Here is a 20,029-nt window from a genome sequence, read left to right as displayed (position 1 = left end):
ACCTTAGTAGTAGACCTTCGGTACGGTCAGGTCGGTCGGCGGGATGTCAGTGCCGACCCATTTGGTGAACAGCTCGTTGTAGCGACCGCTGCGCACCTGCTGGTTGACGAACAGGTTGAGGTAGTTGAGCAGGCCGTACTCATTGCGCTTGGCGCCCAGGGACACGTAGTCGATGGTGTAGGGCGCATTGCCGGCGATCTTCAGGTTTTTGTATTTGCCCGACTTGATCGTTGCCGCTGCAACAGTGTTGGTCACGACGGTGGCGTCGATGTGGCCCTGGGCGACCGCCAGCAGGGTGTCGTTCTGCGACTGATAGGCGCGGAAGGTGCCGCTGCCCCATTTCTTCACGTCGGCTTCCAGGGCGATGGCTTCAAAGGTGCCGCTGGTGTTGCCCAGCGCTTTGCCCTTGATGTCGTTGAAGCTGTTGATGCCGGTGTTGTCGCGGGTCAGCACGACCATCTGGAAGGCGAAATACGGCACGGTCAGGCCAACGGTCTTGGCGCGTTCGAGGGTATCGGAAGTGGAAGCGACGATCACGTCGGCCCGCCCGGAGACCAGCGCCGGAATACGGTCCGGGAACGGCGTCTCGACCACTTCTGCCTCGACCCCGAGGATTTTCGCCAGGTCGTTGCAATAGTCCACGTCGAAACCGGCCGGGTTGTTGCTGGCGTCGCGAAAGCCCATGGGCGGGAAGTCCAGGGTGACGGCGCAGCGCAGCTTGCCCGAGCCGATGATGTCGTCGAGTTTGTCGGCCTGGGCGGTGGCGATGAAGGAGGTACTGAGAACAGCGCTGAGGGCTACGGCAAATGCGGGGTTTTTCATAGAAGCCTCGTGATCGGAAAGTGCTGTTAGATATCGTATCGAGGATTTCGTATACGATATTAACTGTTAGCAAGCAGCGTGCCGAAATGGCCGTTTCCGAGCGAAAGGCCAGCAGCCCGCGAGTCAGGGCGGTTGGCGCAAAACGAGGGGAGACTGTCGGAAGGAAGGGGAGGAGGAAGGTGTTACGGAAGGGAGCACGGCCAATGTGCAGCGCCCCTTAACGGAACATTTTAACGGCGACCTTCGCGATACTGGCTGGGAGAGAGGCTGGTCAGGGCGCGGAACTGGCGACTGAACGCACTGTGGTCGGTGTAACCGCAGCGCAGGGCGATGTCGGTGATGGGCAGGTCGGTGTCCAGCAGCAGTCGCGAGCCTTCTTCCAGGCGCGACTTGTGGATCATCTGTCGGGGCGTGAGTTGGAACACCCGTTTGCAATGGCGCTCCAGTTGCGCCACGGAGAACCCGGCGATGGCGGTCAACTCGGCGAGGCTGATCGGGCGCGCGAAATGCCGGCGGATGTGCGCGTCCACCGCAGCCAGTTTCTGGAAGGCTGGATGGTTGGACTGCGGCAGTTGCAGGTCGCGGGAGATCCCGGCGAGGCCGACGATCTGCCCTTGTTCATTGTGCAGCGCGAGTTTGTGGGTCAGGCACCAGACCGGCTGGTTGCCCAGGTACAGATGCAGTTCAAGTTGGTCGATCAGCTCGCGGCCGGTGGACAGCACCCGCCGATCCTGTGCGGTGTACAGCGGGCCATAGCGCGCCGGGAACACCTGGTCGGCGGTCAGACCGAGCAGGTCTTCGCGCTGTTTGAAGCCGCAACGCAAGGCCAGTGTCTGGTTGACGAAGACGTAGCGCGCCTCGCTGTCCTTGATGAAAAACGCCACGTCCGACAGGGTGTCGAGCAGCGTGGCGATCGGTTGCAGGCTGCTCAGCAGCGTGGGCAGGTCGCAAGGTTTGAAGGCAGTGAGTGACGGGAACATAGGGGGGAGGGGCCTGGTGGGCGACGTTGGGATCATAATGACTCGGCGTCGTGGCTGGAACCCTTGGGGTGGTCGCTTAACTCAGTGGGTTGTGTCTCCCATTGTGGGAGCGAGCCTGCTCGCGATGGCAGTGGTGCAGTTGACCTCGGTTTGTTGGTGTACACGATCCTTGTGGGAGCTGGCTTGCCAGCGATGGCGGCCTTATAGCTGACGCTGCTTTTTCGGGTGTACACAATCCCCTGTGGGAGCGAGCCTGCTCGCGATGTCGGTTTGTCTGTCGACCCTGTTCTTGCTGGTGTACATATCCATTGCTGCGGTAACGGCCGCCTATGGTTCCGCTCTTACAGCGGGTCACTTTTTTCAAACGCCAAAAAAGTAACCAAAAAGGCTCGCCCCAAGCGTCCGGCCCCTCGCTTGGGCTCGGCGTTCCTTCGCTCCGGCATCCATCCGGGGACATCGCCTCCGGTTTGCTGCGCTGCACCTCCTCTCGATGTGTGCGGCTTCGCCGCACGGCGCTGCGCGCCCGCTCCCCGGATGAATGCCTCCACTCAGCCTGCCGAAGGGGCGGGTGGATCAAAAGCAAGATCAACAGCCAAAGCAGCGTATCGCGAACCCCTGTAGGAGCGAGCTTGCTCGCGAGGGTCGCCAACGATAGCGCAGGCTGCCTGAATGTTCGCGGTGTCTGAGCCACCCTCGTCGGAATGCCGCCCGGAGCAAGCTCGCTCCTGCAGGGGTGGTTCTGTCAGACGAATCCACATTGGTCTTGCCTTGCGCCTTTGCCTACAACTTCGCCAGAATCTGCCGGCTTGTGTGCTTTGGCGTGGCTCCCTAATGTCTGCGCATCGCTGCCAATTCAGCGGTCGGGCGTGGAACCCCGATGAGTAAACGGCGCAAAAGCGCCCTTCATAACGTATGCTTGCGCGCTTTTCAGCACTTCGTTATGGCGGCTGTGCGCGGGAGACCTTCGGGTCTGCCGGGTTCCGTTTACCCCGGGTTCCAACCCGCGTGCAGCTGCCACCTTTCGCTTGGAACCGAATGGTGCAGCTAAATCTGTAAACGGAGCTTTCATCATGCCAAAACCAACACCGAATCCCCCTGAATCATCCCAACAAAACGAAACAGTGGACGACTTGGGCTTTGACCCCACGCTGTCAAATTCCGCATCCCCCCACACCCCCAGCACCCTGTTCCTCATCGCCCCGGACGTCGACACTGAAACCCTGTTGGCCAGTGCGTGCGAATCACTGGCTTCGGCCAGCGTCATGGCGGGTGATCTCTCGGTGTTCGTCGACGGCCCGCAACGGCACATGCTGTTGGGCATCCAGCAAATCATCATGCTCGCCGACCTGGCGGTGAATCGCGCGCTGGATAACCTCGATCCCGTGTAGGAGCGCGCTTGCTCGCGAGAAATGCCCAGGCGACGCGGGCCCTCAGACGGCTCGCGTCATCGTTGAAGACCCTCGTCGGAACGCCGCCCGGAGCAGGCTCGCTGCCACATTGGATCTCCAGTGTTCAACCCATCACCCCTTCACCCCGGCGGGGTCTCGTCCACACACAACAACGTTTCAATCCGCGCCGGGCTGAACGGCGGTCTGGGGGCCGAGGGTTGCCAGTCGAACAGGTACTGCAAGGCCCCGCCACATACGCGGCCCTGGCAGGCGCCCATGCCGCAGCGGCTGGCCAGTTTGGCGCTACGCCAATCCGTGTGTCCGGCAATGGCCGCGTAGGGTACGTCTTCGCAGCGGCAGACCAAGGTGTCGGCGTGTGCCAGTGCCTTGAGTTGTGGGTCAAGGCGGAAGGCCTTGTTCAGCGCCCGGGCAAAGCCCTGCCAGCGCGCCCGGCGTGGCCACAACTGTTCGGCCGCTGCGCTGTTGCCGACGGCGGCATGTCCGGCGATTGCCCCTTCGACCAGCGCCCGTTCACTGCCGCCGAAACCGGTGCATTCGCCCGCTGCGTAGTGATCGGCCAGGGTCGTGGCCTGCCAGGCATCGACGGCGAGTGCCGTGCCCGCGAGTTCGCAGCCCAGCGCCTGGCCCAACTGCGTGTTGGGAATCAGGCCAAAACCACAGGCCAGGCGATCACAGGCCAGTTCGATGATTTTGCCCTGTTGGCGCAGACGCACGCCTTCGAGCTTTTCTTCGCCCAACGCCGCCACGACGTGGGTGCCGGTGCGGTACTGGCGGTCGAACAGGGTCAGGGATTGTACGAGCTTGCCCGGCCAGCGCGGCAGTTGTACGGCGAAGCCGGCGACGGCAGCTGAGGCCGCCTGTTCGGCGATGCGCAACACCTGGGCACCGTTGTGTTTCGCGGTGGCTGCGCTGGCGAGCAGCAAGGGACCGCTGCCGGCGATCACCAGGCGTTCGCCCCGCACCGGCAGGCCACCCTTGATCAGCGCCTGCAGTCCTCCCGCCCCGGTGACCCCCGGCAATGTCCAGCCGGGGAAGGGCAGCAGCAATTCGCGGGCACCGGTACACAGAATCAGTTTGTCGTAGTCGATCAGCCATCCGCGATCGGCGTTCTCCACCAGCAACTGTCTGGGCCCGGGACAGGCGATCACGCGAGTGCCGGGATGGCGGTGGATATTGCCCCTGGCGGCCAGGCGTTCGCGCAGCTGTCGCGCCTGTTTCGGCAGGTGGGCCTGAGGCCCGTCGCGCCAGATCTGGCCGCCGGGCAGCGGGTTGTCGTCGAGCAGCACAATGCGTGCGCCACTGGACGCGGCGGCGAGGGCGGCGCTCATGCCGGCGGGGCCGGCACCGATGATCAACAGGTCGGCGTATTCGTTCATGGTCGGGTCTGCACCTGCATGTCGTCCTGGCACAGTGTCTGGCAGGCCAGCCGGCGGCGGCCGTTGATGGTCACCCGGCATTCCTGGCAGATACCCATGCCGCACAGCGGTGCGCGGCGCTGGCCGCTGACCGAGGTGCGACTGCTGCCGTCACCGGCCAGGGTCAGCGCTGCGGCGATCGTCGTGCCCTCGGCCACCCGCAGGGCGTGGCCGTCCACAATCACATCAGGCATAGACGGCCTCCCCGAGAAAGCGTTGCGGCAGATAGGGTTGCGCCGCCAGCGGCGGCGTCTCGTTGAACAATTGCGCGACCAGCAGATCGGCGGTGCCGGGCGCGGTGGTGACCCCCAATCCCTCGTGCCCGACGGCCAGCCACAGGCCTTTGCGTTGCGGGTGCTGGCCCACCAGCGGCAGCCCGTCGGGGCTGGCGGCACGAAAGCCGGTCCAGGCGCGGATGCCGTTGAGCTGCGCGAGGCCCGGCATGTACTCGGTGGCGCGTTTGAGCATTTTCGCCAGCATCCAGCCCTCGACCTGCGGGTCGGTGGTGCCGAACTGCCGTGAGGCGCCGATGAACAGTTGCCCGGTCGGACGCGGCTGGATGTTGCAGGCGGTCGAAGGTCCCTTGGCGTTGTGGGCGCTGGTCACATAACCCAGTTCCACCAGCGTGTGGGTGACATTGCCGGGGTAGCGGTCGGTGATCAGCAAGTGGCCCTTCTTCGGCTCGATCGGTAACTCCGGGCACAGTTCGCTGGCCTGGATGCCGTTGGCGAGGATGACGGCTTCGGCGTGCAGCCACTGGCCGTCGTCGAGGCGCACGCGGTTGCCATCGACCTCGCTGACCCGCGCCCGCTGCTGTTCGATATGGGCGTTGTCGAGCATCCAGTGGGCGGTCGCCGGGGCATACAGAATGCCGTCGCCGTTGATCAACAGCCCGCCCTCGAGGCCTGCGCGCAACGCCGGTTCACGCTCGCGCAAGGCGTGGCGACCGATCAATTGGCAGGCGACGCCCTGGGCTTGCAGGTTCAGGTATTTGCTCTCGGCCACGGCCATTTCTTCGGCATTGGCCGCCAGCCACAACGTGCCGTTGCTGCGGTAGGCGCAAGCGTCGGGCAGGTCCGGCGCGTGCTCGCGCCAGCGTTGCAGCGAGTATTGGCTCAGGGCCAGTTCGGCCGGGTTGTCGTCCAGCACCAGCAAGTGCCCCATGCCCGCCGCCGTTGCACCGTGCAGGCCGGCATCCAGCACCCGCACGCGCAAGCCGCGCCGGGCCAGTGCCTGGGCGCAGGCGGCGCCGACGATGCCGGCGCCGATCACGATCACATCGGCCGCCTGGCCTTGGCTCATGGGCGAATGCCCCAGGCGAACGGGTCGTCCTGTTCGATGATCAGGCTGGCTTCGGCACTGATGAAGGCACGCCCGCGAATCGTCGGGACGATGCGCTCGCCTTGCCATTCGTAGGCGCCTTCGAACTCGCTGCCGATCACGCTGGCCTGGCGCCAGATCTGCCCGGGCTGCAATTTGTCATCGGCGGCCAGGCACGCCAGTTTCGCACTGGTGCCGGTGCCGCAAGGGGAACGGTCGTAGGCCTTGCCGGGGCAAAGCACGAAGTTGCGGCTGTCGGCCCGGTCATCGTCGGCGAACAGCTCGACATGGTCGATCAAACCGCCGTCTTCGCCGCGTATTCCCTGAACGTCCAGCGCCTGCTGCACGGCGTAGGTGAAGGCGGTCAACGCATCGAGGTTGTCGCCGGCGACACGCAGGCCATGTTCGGCGACCAGGAAAAACCAGTTGCCGCCCCAGGCGATGTCACCGACCACCTCGCCGATCCCCGGGACCTGCACGGCCACGGCCTTGCGGTAACGGTAGGCCGGCACGTTGCGTACGCTGACGGAGTGGTCCGGGTGCAAGGTGGCTTGCACGGTCCCCACTGGCGTTTCGATGCTGTGCACGCCCGGGCCGATTCTGCCCAGGTGTGCCAGCGACGCCACCAGGCCAATGGTGCCGTGGCCGCACATGCCCAGGTAGCCGGTGTTGTTGAAAAAGATCACCCCGGCACAGGCGCTCAGGTCGACCGGCTCGCACAGCAGTGCGCCGACCAACACGTCGCTGCCACGCGGTTCGAGGACGCAAGCGGCACGCCAATCATCATGTTGCTCCGCCAGCCGTTGCCGACGCTCGGCCATGCTGCCGTTGCCCAGGTCGGGAAAGCCGGCGGTCACCAGGCGGGTCGGTTCGCCGCCGGTGTGGGAGTCGATCACGGTGATGCGTTTCATGAAAGGGCCACTCTTGCGTTCGGATGGATGAACGCAAGAGTGGCCCGTGCGGGGCCTGGCGGCTTGATGGTTTTATTCTGCGCCGATGACGAAATCGGCACAGGCTGTCAGTGATGGTGGGGCAGGTGCTCGAACAGGGTCTTGCACACGCCGGCGATGTGTTCGTCGAGCAAACCCACCGCCCGGTCGACGTCACCGGCGCGGCAGGCGGCGATGATCTCGCGGTGTTCGTGGTCGGCGCGCTCCTTGCCGGACGACAGGCTCATCTGCATGCGCAGGTAACGCTCCAGTTTGTCGTTGACCGAGCGGATCAGGTTCACCAGGAACGGCCGTTGCGCCGGTTCGTAGAGGCAGGCGTGCAGTTCCCAGTTGAGCTCGGCCCAGCGGCCGACGTCATCCTCGCCGACGAACTCCTGGCAGATGCGTTCGGCGCGGGCGAAGGTGGCTTCGGTCATGTTGGGAATGGCCAGGCGCAGCACCTTGTCTTCGAGCAGCATGCGCACTTCGAACATCTGCGCCAGTTCGGCATCGGACACCCGCGTGACCATCGCCCCGCGATTGCGCTGGAACATCACCAGGCCTTCGGCTTCCAGGCGCTTGAGGGCCTCGCGCACGGGGATCTTGCTGACGTTGAACTGGCGGGCGATGTCGTCCTGACGGATCGGCTCGTCCTCGGCGAAATGCCCGGCGACGATGGCGTCACGCAGGTGGCGGGTAATGATTTCCGAGGTGGAAGGCGCATTGCCCAGGTCGGGAGCGTTGAATTTGGGTAGGGTCACGGCAGCGATCGTTCGGACTGAGTTGCAGATATGGTATACGAATTTGCCTTTACTTTGATTTGACGAACGCTCGGCACCCGACGATTGCGCAACTGTTGCAGCATCTATCACGGCGCTGCACAGCGAGCAGCGGCGCAATTTTTTCGGTGGTGACGTCATTTTCGTCAGGCTTTCAGGTCCAAGTTGATCTTCAATCGAGCGAAAACCAAAAATCCCGAAAACATTGCTGTTTCCGGGATTTTTTAAGGGTTTGCAGCGGGTGATGCCAGTTGTTCCTCACTTCCCCTTAGATACCAGCAGCCAGAGGGAACAAGCCCAGTAGCAAGCAAGCGAGGAGGATCAGGAAACTAAGCGCAAACGCCCATTTCATGGTGTATTTCTGGTGGTCGCTGAATTCCACACCAGCCAGACCGCAAAGCAAGTAGGTCGAGGCCACAAGAGGACTCAGAAGGTGAACAGGTTGACCTACCAGCGAGGCCCGGCCGATTTCAGCGTGGGTAATGCCATAGACCTCGGCAGCCTTGGCGAGTACTGGAAGCACACCATAATAGAAGGCGTCATTGGACATGAAGAATGTGCCCGGAATACTCGCCAGCGCGGTGATCGGAGCCATGTACGGGCCCCAGGTCGCAGGAAGCATTGCCAGGAAGCTGGCGGACATCGCGTTGACCATACCCGTCCCGGAGAGAATGCCCGCGAGGATGCCGGCCGCCAGGAAGATCGCAATCTGGTTCAGAGCGGTTGGAGCGTGCGCGGAAATACGACGACGCTGATCGTTCATGTGTGGGTAGTTGATTACCAATGCAACGGAGAACGCGACCATGAACAAAATGGACAGTGGCAGGATTTCCACCACCAGGCCAGCCATCAAGGCAATCGTCAGGCCTGCGTTCAACCAAAACAGTTTTGGACGACGCAGTTCGGCATTTTCGTCTGACATCGAAGGCAGACCTTCGTCAGTCTCATCGTCAAAAACGGTGGCGGCAGCCCCCACTGAGAGGCGAAGTTTTCCGAGACGTTGACGCTCGCGAATACCAATGAAGTAGGCCAGCGCCAGAACGCCTAGGAAGCCCACCACCATAACGGGAATAAGCGGGATGAACAGCTCGGACGTATCGACCTGCAGGGAAGCTGCGGCGCGCGCAAGTGGGCCGCCCCATGGCAAGAGGTTTGTCACACTTGCTGCCAGGATGACCACACAGGTCAGCGACAAGGGTTCGAGCCTGAGTCGCTTGAACAGAGGCAGCATCGCGGTGACGGTGATCATGTAGGTGGTCGAGCCGTCGCCATCCAGCGACACCATGCCTGCCAGCAGGGTCGCGAAGACGACGGCCTTCATCGGGTCGCCGTTGATCAGTTTGATGAACTTGCGAATGATCGGATCGAACAGGCCTGTATCGAACATCACGCCAAAGTAGAGGATCGCGAACATCACCATGACCGCGGTCGGCGCTACCTTTTTCAGGCCATCGATCATCATGTTGCCCATGTCCGGACCGAAGCCTGCCATGAGTGCGAAAACGATCGGAACTGTTGTCATCGCTACCAACGGCGACAACCGCTTGGTCATGATCAGTGCCATGAAGGTCACGATCATGCCGTAGCCGAGTATTGAGAGCATTTGTATCACCTTGACGTAAAGTACAATTGTTTTTATGGGATCTGCGCAAAAAAGCGCATCAAGGTTCCCGCTGTATTTTTGGTTTGATCCAGCGGGTCGCCGCTGAGTCTCACACGAGTATCAACTCATGTGAAGGCCGCCATTGAGCGAGAAGTCGGCGCCGTTTGCGTAACCAGCTTCGTCGGAGGCCAGCCAGGCGCATACCGCTGCGATCTCCTCGGGTGTTCCCAGGCGACGAGTCGGAATGTCCTGAATGATGCGATCCATCGCGTCCGCCGTGGTGACTGATTTGAGCTTGGCAGTGGCAATGTATCCAGGAGAGACGGTATTGACGGTGACCCCACGGGAGCCGACTTCTCGTGCCAGTGCGCGAGTGAAGCCTCGAATTGCGGATTTGGCAGTGGAGTAGTTGACCTGACCCACCTGGCCCAGTTGAGCGTTTACCGATGAGATGTTGATCACTCGTCCCCAGCCTCGTTCGGCCATGCCATCGATAACCTGTTTGGTTACGTTGAATAGCGAATTGAGATTGGTGTCGATGACGGTAGCCCAGTCATTGGGCTGCATGTCATGGAATACAACATTACGAGCAGTACCAGCATTGTTGATCAGAACGTCAACGGGGCCGACATTTTTCTTGATTTGATCGAAAGCCTTCTGGCAGGACTCCCAATCAGCAACGCTACCTTCAGAAGCAATGAAGTTGAAACCGAGCTCCTTTTGTTGGGCGAGCCAGGTGTCCTTCAGAGGGGAGTCAGGGCCGCACCCTGCGACGACGGTGAACCCGTCACGTGCCAGTCGTTGGCACACTGCAGTCCCCAGGTTTCCCATGCCAGCAGTAACAAATGCGATCTTTTTGCTCATGCGTAAACTCCTGTTGTGTTTTTTGTTGGGAGTATTGCCTGCAACCTTCGAGGGCTACTGATGGCTAATAAACTCCACTCGAAATTGTTTTGCAAGATTACGCAGTACAATTTCTCCAAAAAGAAACGATTTCTTACCAACGGTCATCCTCGTGAGGATGCGGCTTCATGATCCTCCGGAGTTCTTCCAGCCCATCGAGAGTCGAGGAGCGAGGGCGGTACTCGCAACCCACCCAGCCCTGATAGGCGCGGTCTTCCAGCATGGAGAGCAGTTTTGGGAAATCGATGTTGCCTGTGCCTGGCTCGTTGCGGCCGGGAAAGTCGGCGACCTGGATGTGACTTACCCGTGACCACCATTGATTGAGCTTGCGCAGGCAATCCTCGCCTAGAAGCTCGGTGTGGTACGTGTCCAGGATGAGTCCGAGGCTGGGCAGTGTCTGAAGCATCTCTTCGGCGAAGTCGTATCGGCTCATCAGGTAACCTGGGACTTCGTCTGAGCTTATGACTTCAATCAAAGGCTCGATGCCTTCTCCAGACAAGAACTCTACGGCGTACTTCAAATTGCGTCGGTAAGTGCTGCTATCGGCAATGACCCCAAGTGCAGCCTGCGACACGCCTGACATCAGGTGAACCATTCGGCAGTCGAGTGCATTTGCATAGTCGACGGCTTTTATCAGATCCGATCGAAATACTTCTTTTGAACTGCAAATGCCGGTAGTGCCTTTGGTTGGTCCTGATGGCGCGGCGAATTGCACCATCTGCAGTTCATGTTCGCAGAGAAGCTCGGCTATTTGCGCTGCTTCGTATTCGTAGGGCGAGGGAAACTCGACCGCTCGAAAACCCGCGTTGGCCGCTGCCGAGAACCGCTCCAGGAAAGGCAACTCCGTAAACTGGAAGCCGATGTGTGCGTTCAACCTGGTCATGGGGACTCCTTGAATATTCAATCTGTATCAGGCTTTGAGAAGGTCACGCAGCTTCAACACGGCGCTGTCGGGTGTTGTCAGTACGGGCAAGCCACTCGCTTGGCTCACTTGTTGTGCTGCGCTGGTCATGGAGAACTGGGCAAAGCACAACAATTCGCTATTGGTTGGGGAGCGTGCTGAATCGACGATCAGCGCGTCATGGCGTTCAGCATTTCCCTTGCGCAGTTCGGCGAGTGCTTCTGGACAAACAAGGGTATCGAGCTCGATATCGACGCCCGTTTGTCCCGCGTGGGCTAAAAACTCTTCGGTCATCGATGCAATGGCCGGCTGGAATGTCGCAAGGATGGTGATTCTTGCTGTGCGTTGAAGGGCCGCCTCGATCATGGCTTCGTTCGGTTTAAGCACCGGAATGCTCAGCGAGCGCTTGCACAAATCGATCGCCTCACCAAATGCCGAACACGTAAACAGTATCGCATCAGCACCGGACTCTGCGGCGTAGGTCGCGAGTTTCAAGAACCGCTGGCTCAAGTCCGGGGTCAGTTCACCGGCCTCGGTCAAATCGCTAGAGAGTGAATCCTCCAATAAATTGGCCAGCCTGGCTTCAGGCCATAGTCGTGTGAACGCCTCAGTGATGGGATCTATGGCTACTGGCGTTGCATGGATCAAATAGATGCGTGGTGCGGTCATGACGGTTTCCTGGTTGCTGTAGGTCAAGTGGTCGTACGGTGAAGCCCTGAATGGTCACTGGCGTGTTGATGTGCATCAGGTGTGTTATTTTTCTTTAAAGCTTGGACTCGGGTGTAATCACTCCATACCAGGTTATGCACGTCATCCTCCTTTGATTACCGGTTTCCATGAATTCAGCAGAATCGACTCTTCAACAATCTTTGGTGGGCGAACCAGCCAAAATGAAGCCCAAGATAAAGAAAGACCTTGCGGAGCAGTTGGCACCCAAGATCATCGACATGGCCAGAGCCCGGTCGATGCGCGCTGGTGATCCTTTGCGCGAGGAGTCTTTTGCCAAGGAGTTGGGAGTGTCCCGGTCTCCGATTCGACGCGGTTTTGCGTTGTTGGCCGAATTGGGTCTGGCGACCAAGGAGCCGAACCGGGGTTATTTCCTGACGGCTGACGCGCGAGGAATCGACAGTCGCAAGCTCCCTCTGGAAGTCGATCCCTTTGAAGACTTCTACCTGCGCGTTGTTGACGACGTCTTGCGTGGTGACATTCCCACGACTTTTTTTGAAGCCGAATTGATGCGCAAATATGAGGTGCCCAGAGGGCAGCTCATGAAGGTTCTGACCCGACTGGCCAATGAGGCAATGATTGAGCGCAAGCCAGGGCAGGGGTGGGAGATCAACAGTTTTCTGCATGACTCCAAAGCCCATATTCAGAGCTACCGTTTTCGCATGGCAATCGAACCGGCCGCCGTTTTGGAACCTGGTTACGAGGTGGATAAGCCAGCGTTTGCCAAAGCGCGGGAAATCCAGCAGCAATTGCTCGATGGCGACATTTTCACCTTGTCGCGATCGCAGCTGTTTCAGATCGGTTCGCAGCTTCATGAGCTGGTGGTGCGCTGCTCGGGCAACGCTTTTTTTCTTGAGGCAATCCGCCGCCAGAACCAATTGCGTCGTTTCATGGCCTACAAGGCCAACGTGGATCGGCCTCGCCTGATCAACCAATGTAAAGAACACATCCATCTTCTTGATCTCATCGAAAGTGGACAGCGAGAGGCGGCGGCGGAATTTCTACGCAACCACCTTGATGTGGTCGGGCGGCAAAAAACAGATAAAGAGGCCAAGGATGAGCTGGAATACCAGCGCAGCCTTGAGATATCGGTCGTCAGCTAGCGCTCAGCTCGTTTAACAACACCACACCATCATCATCGCCGAACAGCTGGTCGCCATCGGCGATGGTGTGCCCGGCGAATTCCACCGATATGCCAATCTGCCCTTCGTTTCGTTTGACGGTCTTTCGCGGTGATGTGCCCAGTGCCTTGATGGCGATCGGCATGTCACGTAATGCCGCTTTGTCGCGGATGTAACCGTAAATCATCACACCGGCCCAGCCGTTCTTGACCAGATCTTCAGCGATCACATCGCCGAACAGCGCGTAGCGGTCACTGCCGCCTCCGTCCACCACCAACACCCGGCCATGCCCCGGCAGACTGCTTATTTCCTTGATTCGGGAATTGTCCTCGAAACATTTGAGGGTGAAGGCGCGTCCCTCGAAATCATTTTTGCCGCCAAAGTCCTGAAAAATCGGGGCCAGTACGCGAATTGAGTCTGGGTATTGATCGCAAAGATCGGAGGTTTTAACTGTCATGCGGAATCTCCTGGGAAGGTGAATTGGGTGACCGTTGAGCGTAAAGGTTGCACAAACTGAATATTCATGCAATAAAATGCAATCTGTCGAGGTCGATAGCGCAACTGCTCCTCATAACGTCTCAGGACGAACGGGAGCAAAAGGTTAAGGACTTCGCCTCGTCAATATTGTACTTTGTATTTACGATGTACAGAAATGGGGCCGGTTCATCACGCACAGGCTTCGAAAAAATTCAGCTCAAACAATAAGTAAGGGGTATGCGATGCGTATTTTGGTTCTTCCTGGTGACGGTATTGGTCCAGAAATCGTTGAATCTTCGATGTCGGTGCTCAAGGCTGCCAACACAAAATTCGATCTGGGCTTGAGCTTCGATTACGACGATGTCGGTTTCACAAGCCTGGATAAATACGGCACCACCTTGCGTGATGAAGTGCTGGAAAAGGCCAAAGGCTACGACGGCATCATTCTCGGCACCCAGTCGCACGCCGATTATCCAGTGCCTGAAAAAGGCGGTCGCAACGTTTCTGCCGGTTTCCGTATCGGCTTGGATCTCTACGCCAACGTACGTCCTGCCCGTACCCGTCCATTCCTGACTTCCAACATGAAGGAAGGCAAGACCATGGACCTGGTGATCATGCGTGAAGCGACTGAAGGCTTTTATCCAGATCGCAACATGAGCCGCGGTTGGGGCGAAGTGATGCCGACTCCGGATATGGCTTTATCCACTCGTAAAATCACTCGTCATTGCAGCGAGCGTATCGCCCGCCGTGCATTCGAGCTGGCGATGAAGCGTGGCAAGAAGGTCACCGCCATTCACAAGGCCAACAGCTTCCACATGACCGACGGGCTGTTCCTGGAATGCGTTCGTGATGTAGCGAAGGACTTCCCGGAGGTCGCGCTGGACGATCTGCTGGTCGATGCCTCCACTGCCCACCTGGTACGTAGCCCTGAGCGCTTCGACGTTCTGGTTGCGACCAACTTCTACGGCGACATCATCAGCGACCTTGCCAGTGAACTGTCGGGCAGCCTGGGTCTGGCCGGTTCCATGATGGCCAGCGACACTCATTGCTGCGCTCAGGCCCAGCATGGCTCTGCGCCGGATATCGCCGGGCAGGACAAGGCCAACCCGGTTTCGATGATTCTGTCCGTTGGCATGCTGCTGCAGTGGATGGGCGAGCACCACAACAAGGAAGCGCTGATCAAGGCCGGCCTGGAAATGGAAAAGGCAGTGGATGTTGTGCTGCAGGATCCTAAGCAGCGCACGCCTGATCTGGGCGGCTCCAGCGGTACCAAAGCGTTCGGCGAAGCGGTAGCCAAAGTCATTCTGGGCTGATTGAAACGGGTGGCATGCCAGGCATGTCGCCCGTTATCTGGAGCGTTGCGGATCTATAACAAGAAAACGCCTGTTCTCCTTTTAGGTATCCAAAGGAGGAGGGCACGAGGAGACCACAGTGAGTCAATTACTACTCGGTTGCATCGCTGATGACTTCACCGGCGGTACGGATTTGGCCAGTACGCTGGTACGTGGCGGCATGCGCACGCTACAAGTGATCGGTGTGCCGCAAGGGCCACTGCCTGACGACATCGATGCTGTCGTCATTGCCCTGAAAAGCCGTACTGTCAGCCCGGAAGAAGCCGTTACCCAATCGTTCGAAGCGCTGGAATGGTTGCGTGCGGCAGGCTGCCAACAGTTTTTTTTCAAATATTGCTCGACGTTTGACTCGACCTCTCGCGGAAACATCGGCCCTGTCGCCGATGCACTTGCTGAAGCTTTGAACGTCTCGTTCGCTGTGGCTTGTCCTGCATTCCCGGAGAACAAACGGACGATTTTTAACGGTCATTTGTTCGTCGGCGATGTGCTGTTGAGCGAATCCGGCATGCGTAATCATCCATTGACGCCAATGACCGATTCCAATCTGGTTCGGGTATTGCAACAGCAGACGCTCAAACCGGTAGGTCTTGTTGCACATTCGGTCGTAAACAAGGGCGCGCAAGCCATTTCCGCGGCTTTCAACAGCCTCACTGCCCAAGGTCGAGGTTATGCCATTGTCGATGCGATCGATGATGAAGATTTGTATGCCATAGGCACTGCCGTAGCGGACCATAAACTGGTTACCGGCGGTTCTGGCGTTGCGCTGGGTCTACCTGAAAACTTCCGTCGTGCGGGCAAGCTCGGTCAGTCCGAAACGGCATCGGTACTGCCTGTCATCGAGGGCTTGGGCGCCGTTGTTTCCGGCAGTTGTTCGGTAGCGACGAATGGTCAGGTCGAGCACTGGCAGAAAACCCGCCCGAGCTTTTCCATTGATCCGCTGCGTCTTGCCAATGGTCATGATCAGGTTGCTGAAGCACTTGAATGGGCAAAGGATCTGATTCAAAAGGGTCCCGTCCTGATCTACGGAAGCGCGCATCCAGAGACGGTCAAGCTTGCTCAGCAAAAGCTAGGCGTTGAGGCTGCTGGGCAGATCGTTGAAGACGCATTGTCCGCCGTCGCTGTCGGCCTCTACGGCATGGGTGTTCGCAAGCTGGTGGTTGCCGGCGGCGAGACATCGGGTGCGGTAGTCAAGGCACTGCAAGTCAAGGCTCTGCGAATTGGTGCGACCATCGATCCTGGTGTGCCTTGGACACTCGGCTTGCGCGACGACCCGGTTGCCTTGGCGCTGAAATCCGGCAATTTCGGCACGGTAGACTTCTTCGAGAAGGCATTGGCCAATGCGCCATGATCTGCTCAGCCTGGAAATCTTCATGGCTGTGGCGGAGCAGCGAAACCTGACCAAGGCATCGCAGCTCTGCCACCTGGCGACCTCCGCAGTCAGTAAGCGGATCAGCGAGCTTGAAGAGAAGGTGGGTTCTCCCTTGTTCATTCGCTATCCGCGCGGAATGGAGCTGACCCCTGCGGGGCAGTCGCTGCGCCATTACGCGTTGCAGGTGAACGAAACTCTTTTGAAGATGGACCAGGAGTTGAGTGAGTATGGTGCTGGAATCAAGGGCCATGTTCGATTGCACGCCATCACATCGGCGTTGGCCCAACAGCTGAGTCTGGATATCGGCACATTTATGGAAACCTACCCCGATATCAAGTTCGATATCGAGGAGCGCGTCGGTGCGGCAATCGTACGAGCGGTGTCGGACGGTCGTGCGGATGTCGGCATCATTGCCGAACAGACGCCTTCACAAGGGTTGGAATCCGTTCCTTATCGCGTGGATGAGTTGGTGATTGCGGTTCCAGAACGGCATCCATTGGCGGCGCAGACGCAAGCCAGTTTCGAGCAGGCGCTGATCTTCGAGTTCATTGGTCCTCATGTGGAAAGCTCGGTGCATTTGCTGCTGACTGAACAAGCCGAATTGTTAGGTAAGCCAATCAGGCAGCGGGTTCGGGTTTCCAGCTTTGAATGCATGTGCCGGATGGTTTCGACCAATCTGGGCATTTGCATTTTGCCTCGCGATGTTCTGCGTCCCTATCTGCGTTCCTTCCATTTGCAGGCTGTCACGTTGGCCGAGCCATGGGCCAAGCGTCAGTTGAATATTGTTGCTCGACGATTCGAAGCGCTCCCTCCTACCGCTCGCGCGTTCGTCGCACACTTGACCGCGTGACAGGTGCCATCCATGCACCTGCTCGCCTTTTGAGATGACTTCATGTTCATTTACGTAGGCTGTCGCACCACTCGTGAAAGGAATGCCCGTGGCAACGGGATCAACGTCTACAGCGTCGACTCAAAGACTGGGCGCCTGTCTCATGTGCAGTTGGTTGATGGATTGGTAAACCCTTCATTTCTTGCGATCAGTAAACAGGAGGATTTCCTGTACTGCGTCCATGGTGATACGGATCAGGCCAGCGCATTCAGCATCGGCGCCAATGGCACGCTGCGCTACCTCAATAGCCAAAGCACCCATGGCCACAATCCCGCACATTTGGCGATTTCACCGGACGGCGACTTCCTGGTGGTGAGCAACCATTACAGTGGTTCTGTTGTTGTTTTACCGATTCTCGATTCGGGGGAACTCGGCGAACTCTGCGATCAAGTGATGACGCAAGGGCCGATCGGACCCCATCGAATTGAACAAAAAGGCCCGAAACCGCATTTCAATCCATTCGACCCCAGTGGAAAGCTAGTCGTCGTACCGGATAAAGGTCTCGACCGGATCTTCACTTACCGATTCGACTCACTGTCGGGCAAGCTGCTCCCGACAGCCTGTCCATCTGTTGCCACCCGCAAAGGGGCCGGGCCGCGGCATGTGGCTTTTCATCCGGGACTACCCGTTGTCTACTCGGTCAATGAGCTCGACTCGACCGTCGCAACCTATCGCTTCAACAGCGAAAGTGGTGAGCTGCAGCCGCAGCAGGTGCTCTCTACGCTGCCGGATTCTTTCACCGGCGACAGCACGGCCGCAGAGATCGAAGTCGATAAGGCAGGGCGCTTCGTCTACGCCTCCAACCGGGGAAGCGACAGCATTGCGTGCTTCAGCATCGATCCTCAATCGGGCTGGCTGACATTCGAATCAGCTACGCCAACGCAAGGCCTCACTCCTCGATTTTTCGCGTTGTCGCCCGACGGCGGATGCATGTATGTGGCCAATGAGGACAGCGACACCATCGTGGTTTTCAGTATTGACCCAACGACTGGCAGCTTGACCCCGACGGGTGAGGTGATTGAGACAGGAAGTCCAGTGTGTATGGTCTTTGGTGGCACCAACCTATGAGAGCGTTTTTCACCTCAATGGGATTGTGGTGGGCGACACCGCTGGTTGGAGTGGCCGGCGCACTGATTGCCAGTTACCTGAACTGGCCTTTGCCCTGGATCATTGGATCGATGTTGGCGGTTATTCTGGTGCGATGTCTCGGCTGGCGGGTGGGGGAGATCCCCAATGGTCGATTGACCGGGCAATGGATGATTGCGACATCCATAGGCCTGCATTTCACACCCGCGGTGCTGGAGCAGATCCTGGGTCATTTCGCGATGATGCTGTTCGCGGCATTTCTCACCTTGTTACTTGCCTTGCTCGGCATCGAGTTCATGCGGCGTCGAGGCATGGATCTGACGACTGCCTTTTTCGCCTTCATGCCTGCGAACTTTGCAGAGATGATTCAATCGGGGATCAGGCATAAGGCCAACGTCAGTCAGATCGCTGCAGCTCACAGTGTTCGGCTTGTGCTGATTGTGCTTTGTGTTCCGCCCGCGATGTTTTTCAGCTCGAAAATCTCTCCATCTGTGGTTCATGCCCGATTGCCCAGTGATTGGTATTGGCTGCTGCCATTGTTGCTCGGCGGGGCGCTGACGGCGATTATCTGGAAACGGTACAAGTTGCCGAACCCTTGGATGTTCGGCCCGATGGCGCTGTGCGCGCTATTCACTGCCAGCTTCAATCTGCAGACGGCATTACCCGTTGAGCTGAGCCATTACGGTCAGCTCATGATCGGTTGCGCGCTGGGAGGCTATTTTGATCGCCAGTTCTTCAAGGCCTCACCGACATTCCTGATCAAGGTTTCGGTGTTCACCTTGAGCATGATTGTTTGCACCTTGTTGCTGGCACTTGGAATCGGTTATCTGCTGGGCTTTCCTTTGATGACGCTGGCACTGGGCATGATGCCGGGCAGCAGTACGGAAATGTACCTGACGGCCGAAGCCTTGAACCTGGGCGTTGGCATCGTTACGGCAATGCAGATCATGCGCTTGATAGTGGTGATGCTCTGCGCTGAGCCGGTGCATAAAATCTGGTTGAAACGCCTTCGCCGCTGAGCAGGCAAGTGCGTTTCATCCCCTTATCGCAGCGGTCTCAATTGACTTGAAGCGGGGCAACCGTGACGTCACTTTGGCCGCTTGCGGCAAGTGCCTTGGTAACGAAACCGTTGGCTTTCTGTTCTTCCAGGAATGCTCTGACATACGCCGCACCCGCGGCGCATCGCACGGGTACGCCCATTGCCTGGCGAATTGACGTGAAGTAACCGTCCAGGACGCGCAATTCCTTGTTGGCTTCGGCGACCTTGAGCAACGGTTGACGCACGCCCGCCGCCGCATCCAGGTTCTCATCGAGAAACAGGTCCACCGCTCCGGCAGAGGTTGACGCGCGAACCAGGGTTGCGTGCTGTTGAGTCCGGCTCAGGTACAGGTCATAAGCTGCACCCTTGCCCACGGCGATCCGCACCTTGGGTTGATCCAGATCTTCCATCTTGCGGAATGGGGAGCTGTCCTTGACCAGATAGGTACCTTCGATAATCACGTAAGGTTCACTGAAGGCGACTTGAGCTTCACGCACAGGTTCGATGGCCAGGAATGCGATGTTCCATTGATTTTGTGCCAACGCCTCGAACACTTTTCCCGCAGCGTCGTAGGTGATGAACTCGACAGGAACGCCCAGGTGCTTGCCCAATTCCACCGCCAGGCTGACAGATACACCTTGAGGTTGGCCCGTTTCGGCATTGCGCTGTGCAAGCACCGGATTGCCGAAGTTGATGGCAGCTTTGAGCACACCAGTCGGGGCAAGCTCTGCAAGGACTTTTGCGGTAGGGGCGAGCATAAATGGTCTCCATGGAAATTGTCGTCGCCCCTGAGAGTAGGGAAGTGAGCAAGACCTGACAATTTCAGACTCATCAAGGCTGCGTTCTCCGTTGGCGAACGATGACTTGCTCATTGTTCAATTTTCCCCGGCTCGGCCTTTCGTTACGCTG

20 protein-coding genes are annotated in these 20,029 nt (G+C 58.7%); 7 read left to right on the top strand and 13 right to left on the bottom strand.

Translation table 11 applies throughout. The annotated features are described in order from the left end of the window. Window positions 1-3 precede the first annotated feature (3 nt). Together ACM6IM_RS17390 and ACM6IM_RS17385 are read right to left on the bottom strand one after the other, a co-directional pair. On the bottom strand, window positions 4-822 hold the full coding sequence (locus ACM6IM_RS17390; protein ID WP_414865821.1) for a transporter substrate-binding domain-containing protein: 819 nt from the start codon (window positions 820-822) through the stop codon (window positions 4-6). Between the two features lie 230 nt (window positions 823-1,052). Next, the gene (locus tag ACM6IM_RS17385; protein WP_414865820.1) at window positions 1,053-1,802 is read right to left on the bottom strand and encodes a helix-turn-helix domain-containing protein; all 750 of its coding nucleotides are present in this window, start codon (window positions 1,800-1,802) and stop codon (window positions 1,053-1,055) included. 1,070 nt (window positions 1,803-2,872) lie between these two features. On the opposite strand from ACM6IM_RS17385, the gene ACM6IM_RS17380 reads away from it, so the two are divergent. Continuing rightward, complete coding sequence (locus ACM6IM_RS17380; protein ID WP_201190866.1) at window positions 2,873-3,190, top strand: DUF6124 family protein; 318 nt, start codon at window positions 2,873-2,875, stop codon at window positions 3,188-3,190. 140 nt (window positions 3,191-3,330) lie between these two features. Here ACM6IM_RS17380 and ACM6IM_RS17375 read toward each other — a convergent pair whose 3' ends face one another. From ACM6IM_RS17375 to ACM6IM_RS17335, 9 genes are all read right to left on the bottom strand, one after another. After that, window positions 3,331-4,587 carry an FAD-dependent oxidoreductase gene (locus tag ACM6IM_RS17375; RefSeq protein WP_414865819.1) on the bottom strand — a complete coding sequence of 419 codons (1,257 nt, stop codon included), beginning with the start codon at window positions 4,585-4,587 and terminating at the stop codon, window positions 3,331-3,333. Continuing rightward, entirely contained in the window at window positions 4,584-4,820 is a 237-nt protein-coding gene (locus ACM6IM_RS17370) for a (2Fe-2S)-binding protein (protein ID WP_414865818.1), read from the bottom strand. The genes ACM6IM_RS17375 and ACM6IM_RS17370 overlap by 4 nt, the downstream gene beginning before the upstream one ends. Further along, entirely contained in the window at window positions 4,813-5,928 is a 1,116-nt protein-coding gene (locus tag ACM6IM_RS17365) for an NAD(P)/FAD-dependent oxidoreductase (protein WP_414865817.1), read from the bottom strand. Before ACM6IM_RS17365 ends, ACM6IM_RS17370 begins: the two co-directional genes overlap by 8 nt. After that, window positions 5,925-6,857 carry a 4-hydroxyproline epimerase gene (locus ACM6IM_RS17360; protein WP_414865816.1) on the bottom strand — a complete coding sequence of 311 codons (933 nt, stop codon included), beginning with the start codon at window positions 6,855-6,857 and terminating at the stop codon, window positions 5,925-5,927. The genes ACM6IM_RS17365 and ACM6IM_RS17360 overlap by 4 nt, the downstream gene beginning before the upstream one ends. Window positions 6,858-6,964: 107 nt before the next feature. Continuing rightward, window positions 6,965-7,636, bottom strand: coding sequence for an FCD domain-containing protein (locus ACM6IM_RS17355; protein WP_201190856.1), 672 nt, complete (start codon window positions 7,634-7,636; stop codon window positions 6,965-6,967). A gap of 286 nt (window positions 7,637-7,922) precedes the next feature. After that, on the bottom strand, window positions 7,923-9,257 hold the full coding sequence (locus ACM6IM_RS17350; protein WP_414865815.1) for a CitMHS family transporter: 1,335 nt from the start codon (window positions 9,255-9,257) through the stop codon (window positions 7,923-7,925). Between the two features lie 120 nt (window positions 9,258-9,377). Next, window positions 9,378-10,121 carry an acetoacetyl-CoA reductase gene (phbB, locus tag ACM6IM_RS17345; RefSeq protein ID WP_056854789.1) on the bottom strand — a complete coding sequence of 248 codons (744 nt, stop codon included), beginning with the start codon at window positions 10,119-10,121 and terminating at the stop codon, window positions 9,378-9,380. Window positions 10,122-10,254: 133 nt separating this feature from the next. Continuing rightward, window positions 10,255-11,043, bottom strand: coding sequence for a hydroxypyruvate isomerase family protein (locus ACM6IM_RS17340; protein ID WP_414865814.1), 789 nt, complete (start codon window positions 11,041-11,043; stop codon window positions 10,255-10,257). 27 nt (window positions 11,044-11,070) lie between these two features. Beyond that, window positions 11,071-11,730 (bottom strand): aspartate/glutamate racemase family protein, encoded by a 660-nt coding sequence (locus tag ACM6IM_RS17335; protein ID WP_371049598.1) that lies wholly within the window; start codon window positions 11,728-11,730, stop codon window positions 11,071-11,073. A 221-nt stretch (window positions 11,731-11,951) separates the two neighbouring features. Here ACM6IM_RS17335 and ACM6IM_RS17330 point away from each other — a divergent pair, with 221 nt between their 5' ends. Then, complete coding sequence (locus ACM6IM_RS17330; protein ID WP_371049674.1) at window positions 11,952-12,890, top strand: GntR family transcriptional regulator; 939 nt, start codon at window positions 11,952-11,954, stop codon at window positions 12,888-12,890. Here ACM6IM_RS17330 and rraA read toward each other — a convergent pair. Continuing rightward, on the bottom strand, window positions 12,883-13,365 hold the full coding sequence (rraA, locus tag ACM6IM_RS17325) for a ribonuclease E activity regulator RraA (RefSeq protein WP_414865813.1): 483 nt from the start codon (window positions 13,363-13,365) through the stop codon (window positions 12,883-12,885). The genes ACM6IM_RS17330 and rraA overlap by 8 nt on opposite strands. A gap of 262 nt (window positions 13,366-13,627) precedes the next feature. Between rraA and ACM6IM_RS17320 the strand changes: the two genes are divergently transcribed. The 5 genes from ACM6IM_RS17320 to ACM6IM_RS17300 all read left to right on the top strand — a co-directional run bounded on the left by ACM6IM_RS17320 (window position 13,628) and on the right by ACM6IM_RS17300 (window position 19,100). Then, window positions 13,628-14,698 carry an isocitrate/isopropylmalate dehydrogenase family protein gene (locus tag ACM6IM_RS17320; protein WP_414865812.1) on the top strand — a complete coding sequence of 357 codons (1,071 nt, stop codon included), beginning with the start codon at window positions 13,628-13,630 and terminating at the stop codon, window positions 14,696-14,698. 118 nt (window positions 14,699-14,816) lie between these two features. Beyond that, a complete protein-coding gene (gene otnK, locus ACM6IM_RS17315; protein ID WP_414865811.1) occupies window positions 14,817-16,085 on the top strand; it encodes a 3-oxo-tetronate kinase in 1,269 nt (422 codons plus the stop codon). Then, window positions 16,075-16,956, top strand: a complete 882-nt coding sequence (locus ACM6IM_RS17310; RefSeq protein WP_414865810.1) for a LysR family transcriptional regulator — start codon at window positions 16,075-16,077, stop codon at window positions 16,954-16,956. The genes otnK and ACM6IM_RS17310 overlap by 11 nt, the downstream gene beginning before the upstream one ends. 42 nt (window positions 16,957-16,998) lie before the next feature. After that, entirely contained in the window at window positions 16,999-18,063 is a 1,065-nt protein-coding gene (locus ACM6IM_RS17305) for a lactonase family protein (protein ID WP_414865809.1), read from the top strand. Continuing rightward, window positions 18,060-19,100, top strand: a complete 1,041-nt coding sequence (locus ACM6IM_RS17300; protein ID WP_007946576.1) for an AbrB family transcriptional regulator — start codon at window positions 18,060-18,062, stop codon at window positions 19,098-19,100. The genes ACM6IM_RS17305 and ACM6IM_RS17300 overlap by 4 nt, the downstream gene beginning before the upstream one ends. A gap of 37 nt (window positions 19,101-19,137) precedes the next feature. Here ACM6IM_RS17300 and ACM6IM_RS17295 read toward each other — a convergent pair whose 3' ends face one another. Further along, a complete protein-coding gene (locus tag ACM6IM_RS17295) occupies window positions 19,138-19,878 on the bottom strand; it encodes an ABC transporter substrate-binding protein (RefSeq protein WP_414865808.1) in 741 nt (246 codons plus the stop codon). Window positions 19,879-20,029: the final 151 nt, after the last annotated feature.

The sequence above is a fragment of the Pseudomonas sp. IT-P12 genome, from assembly GCF_949767465.1.
In the GTDB taxonomy this organism is placed as follows: domain Bacteria; phylum Pseudomonadota; class Gammaproteobacteria; order Pseudomonadales; family Pseudomonadaceae; genus Aquipseudomonas.
Note: the sequence above shows the minus strand (reverse complement) of the source record. Positions and strands in the feature narration are given on the sequence as shown.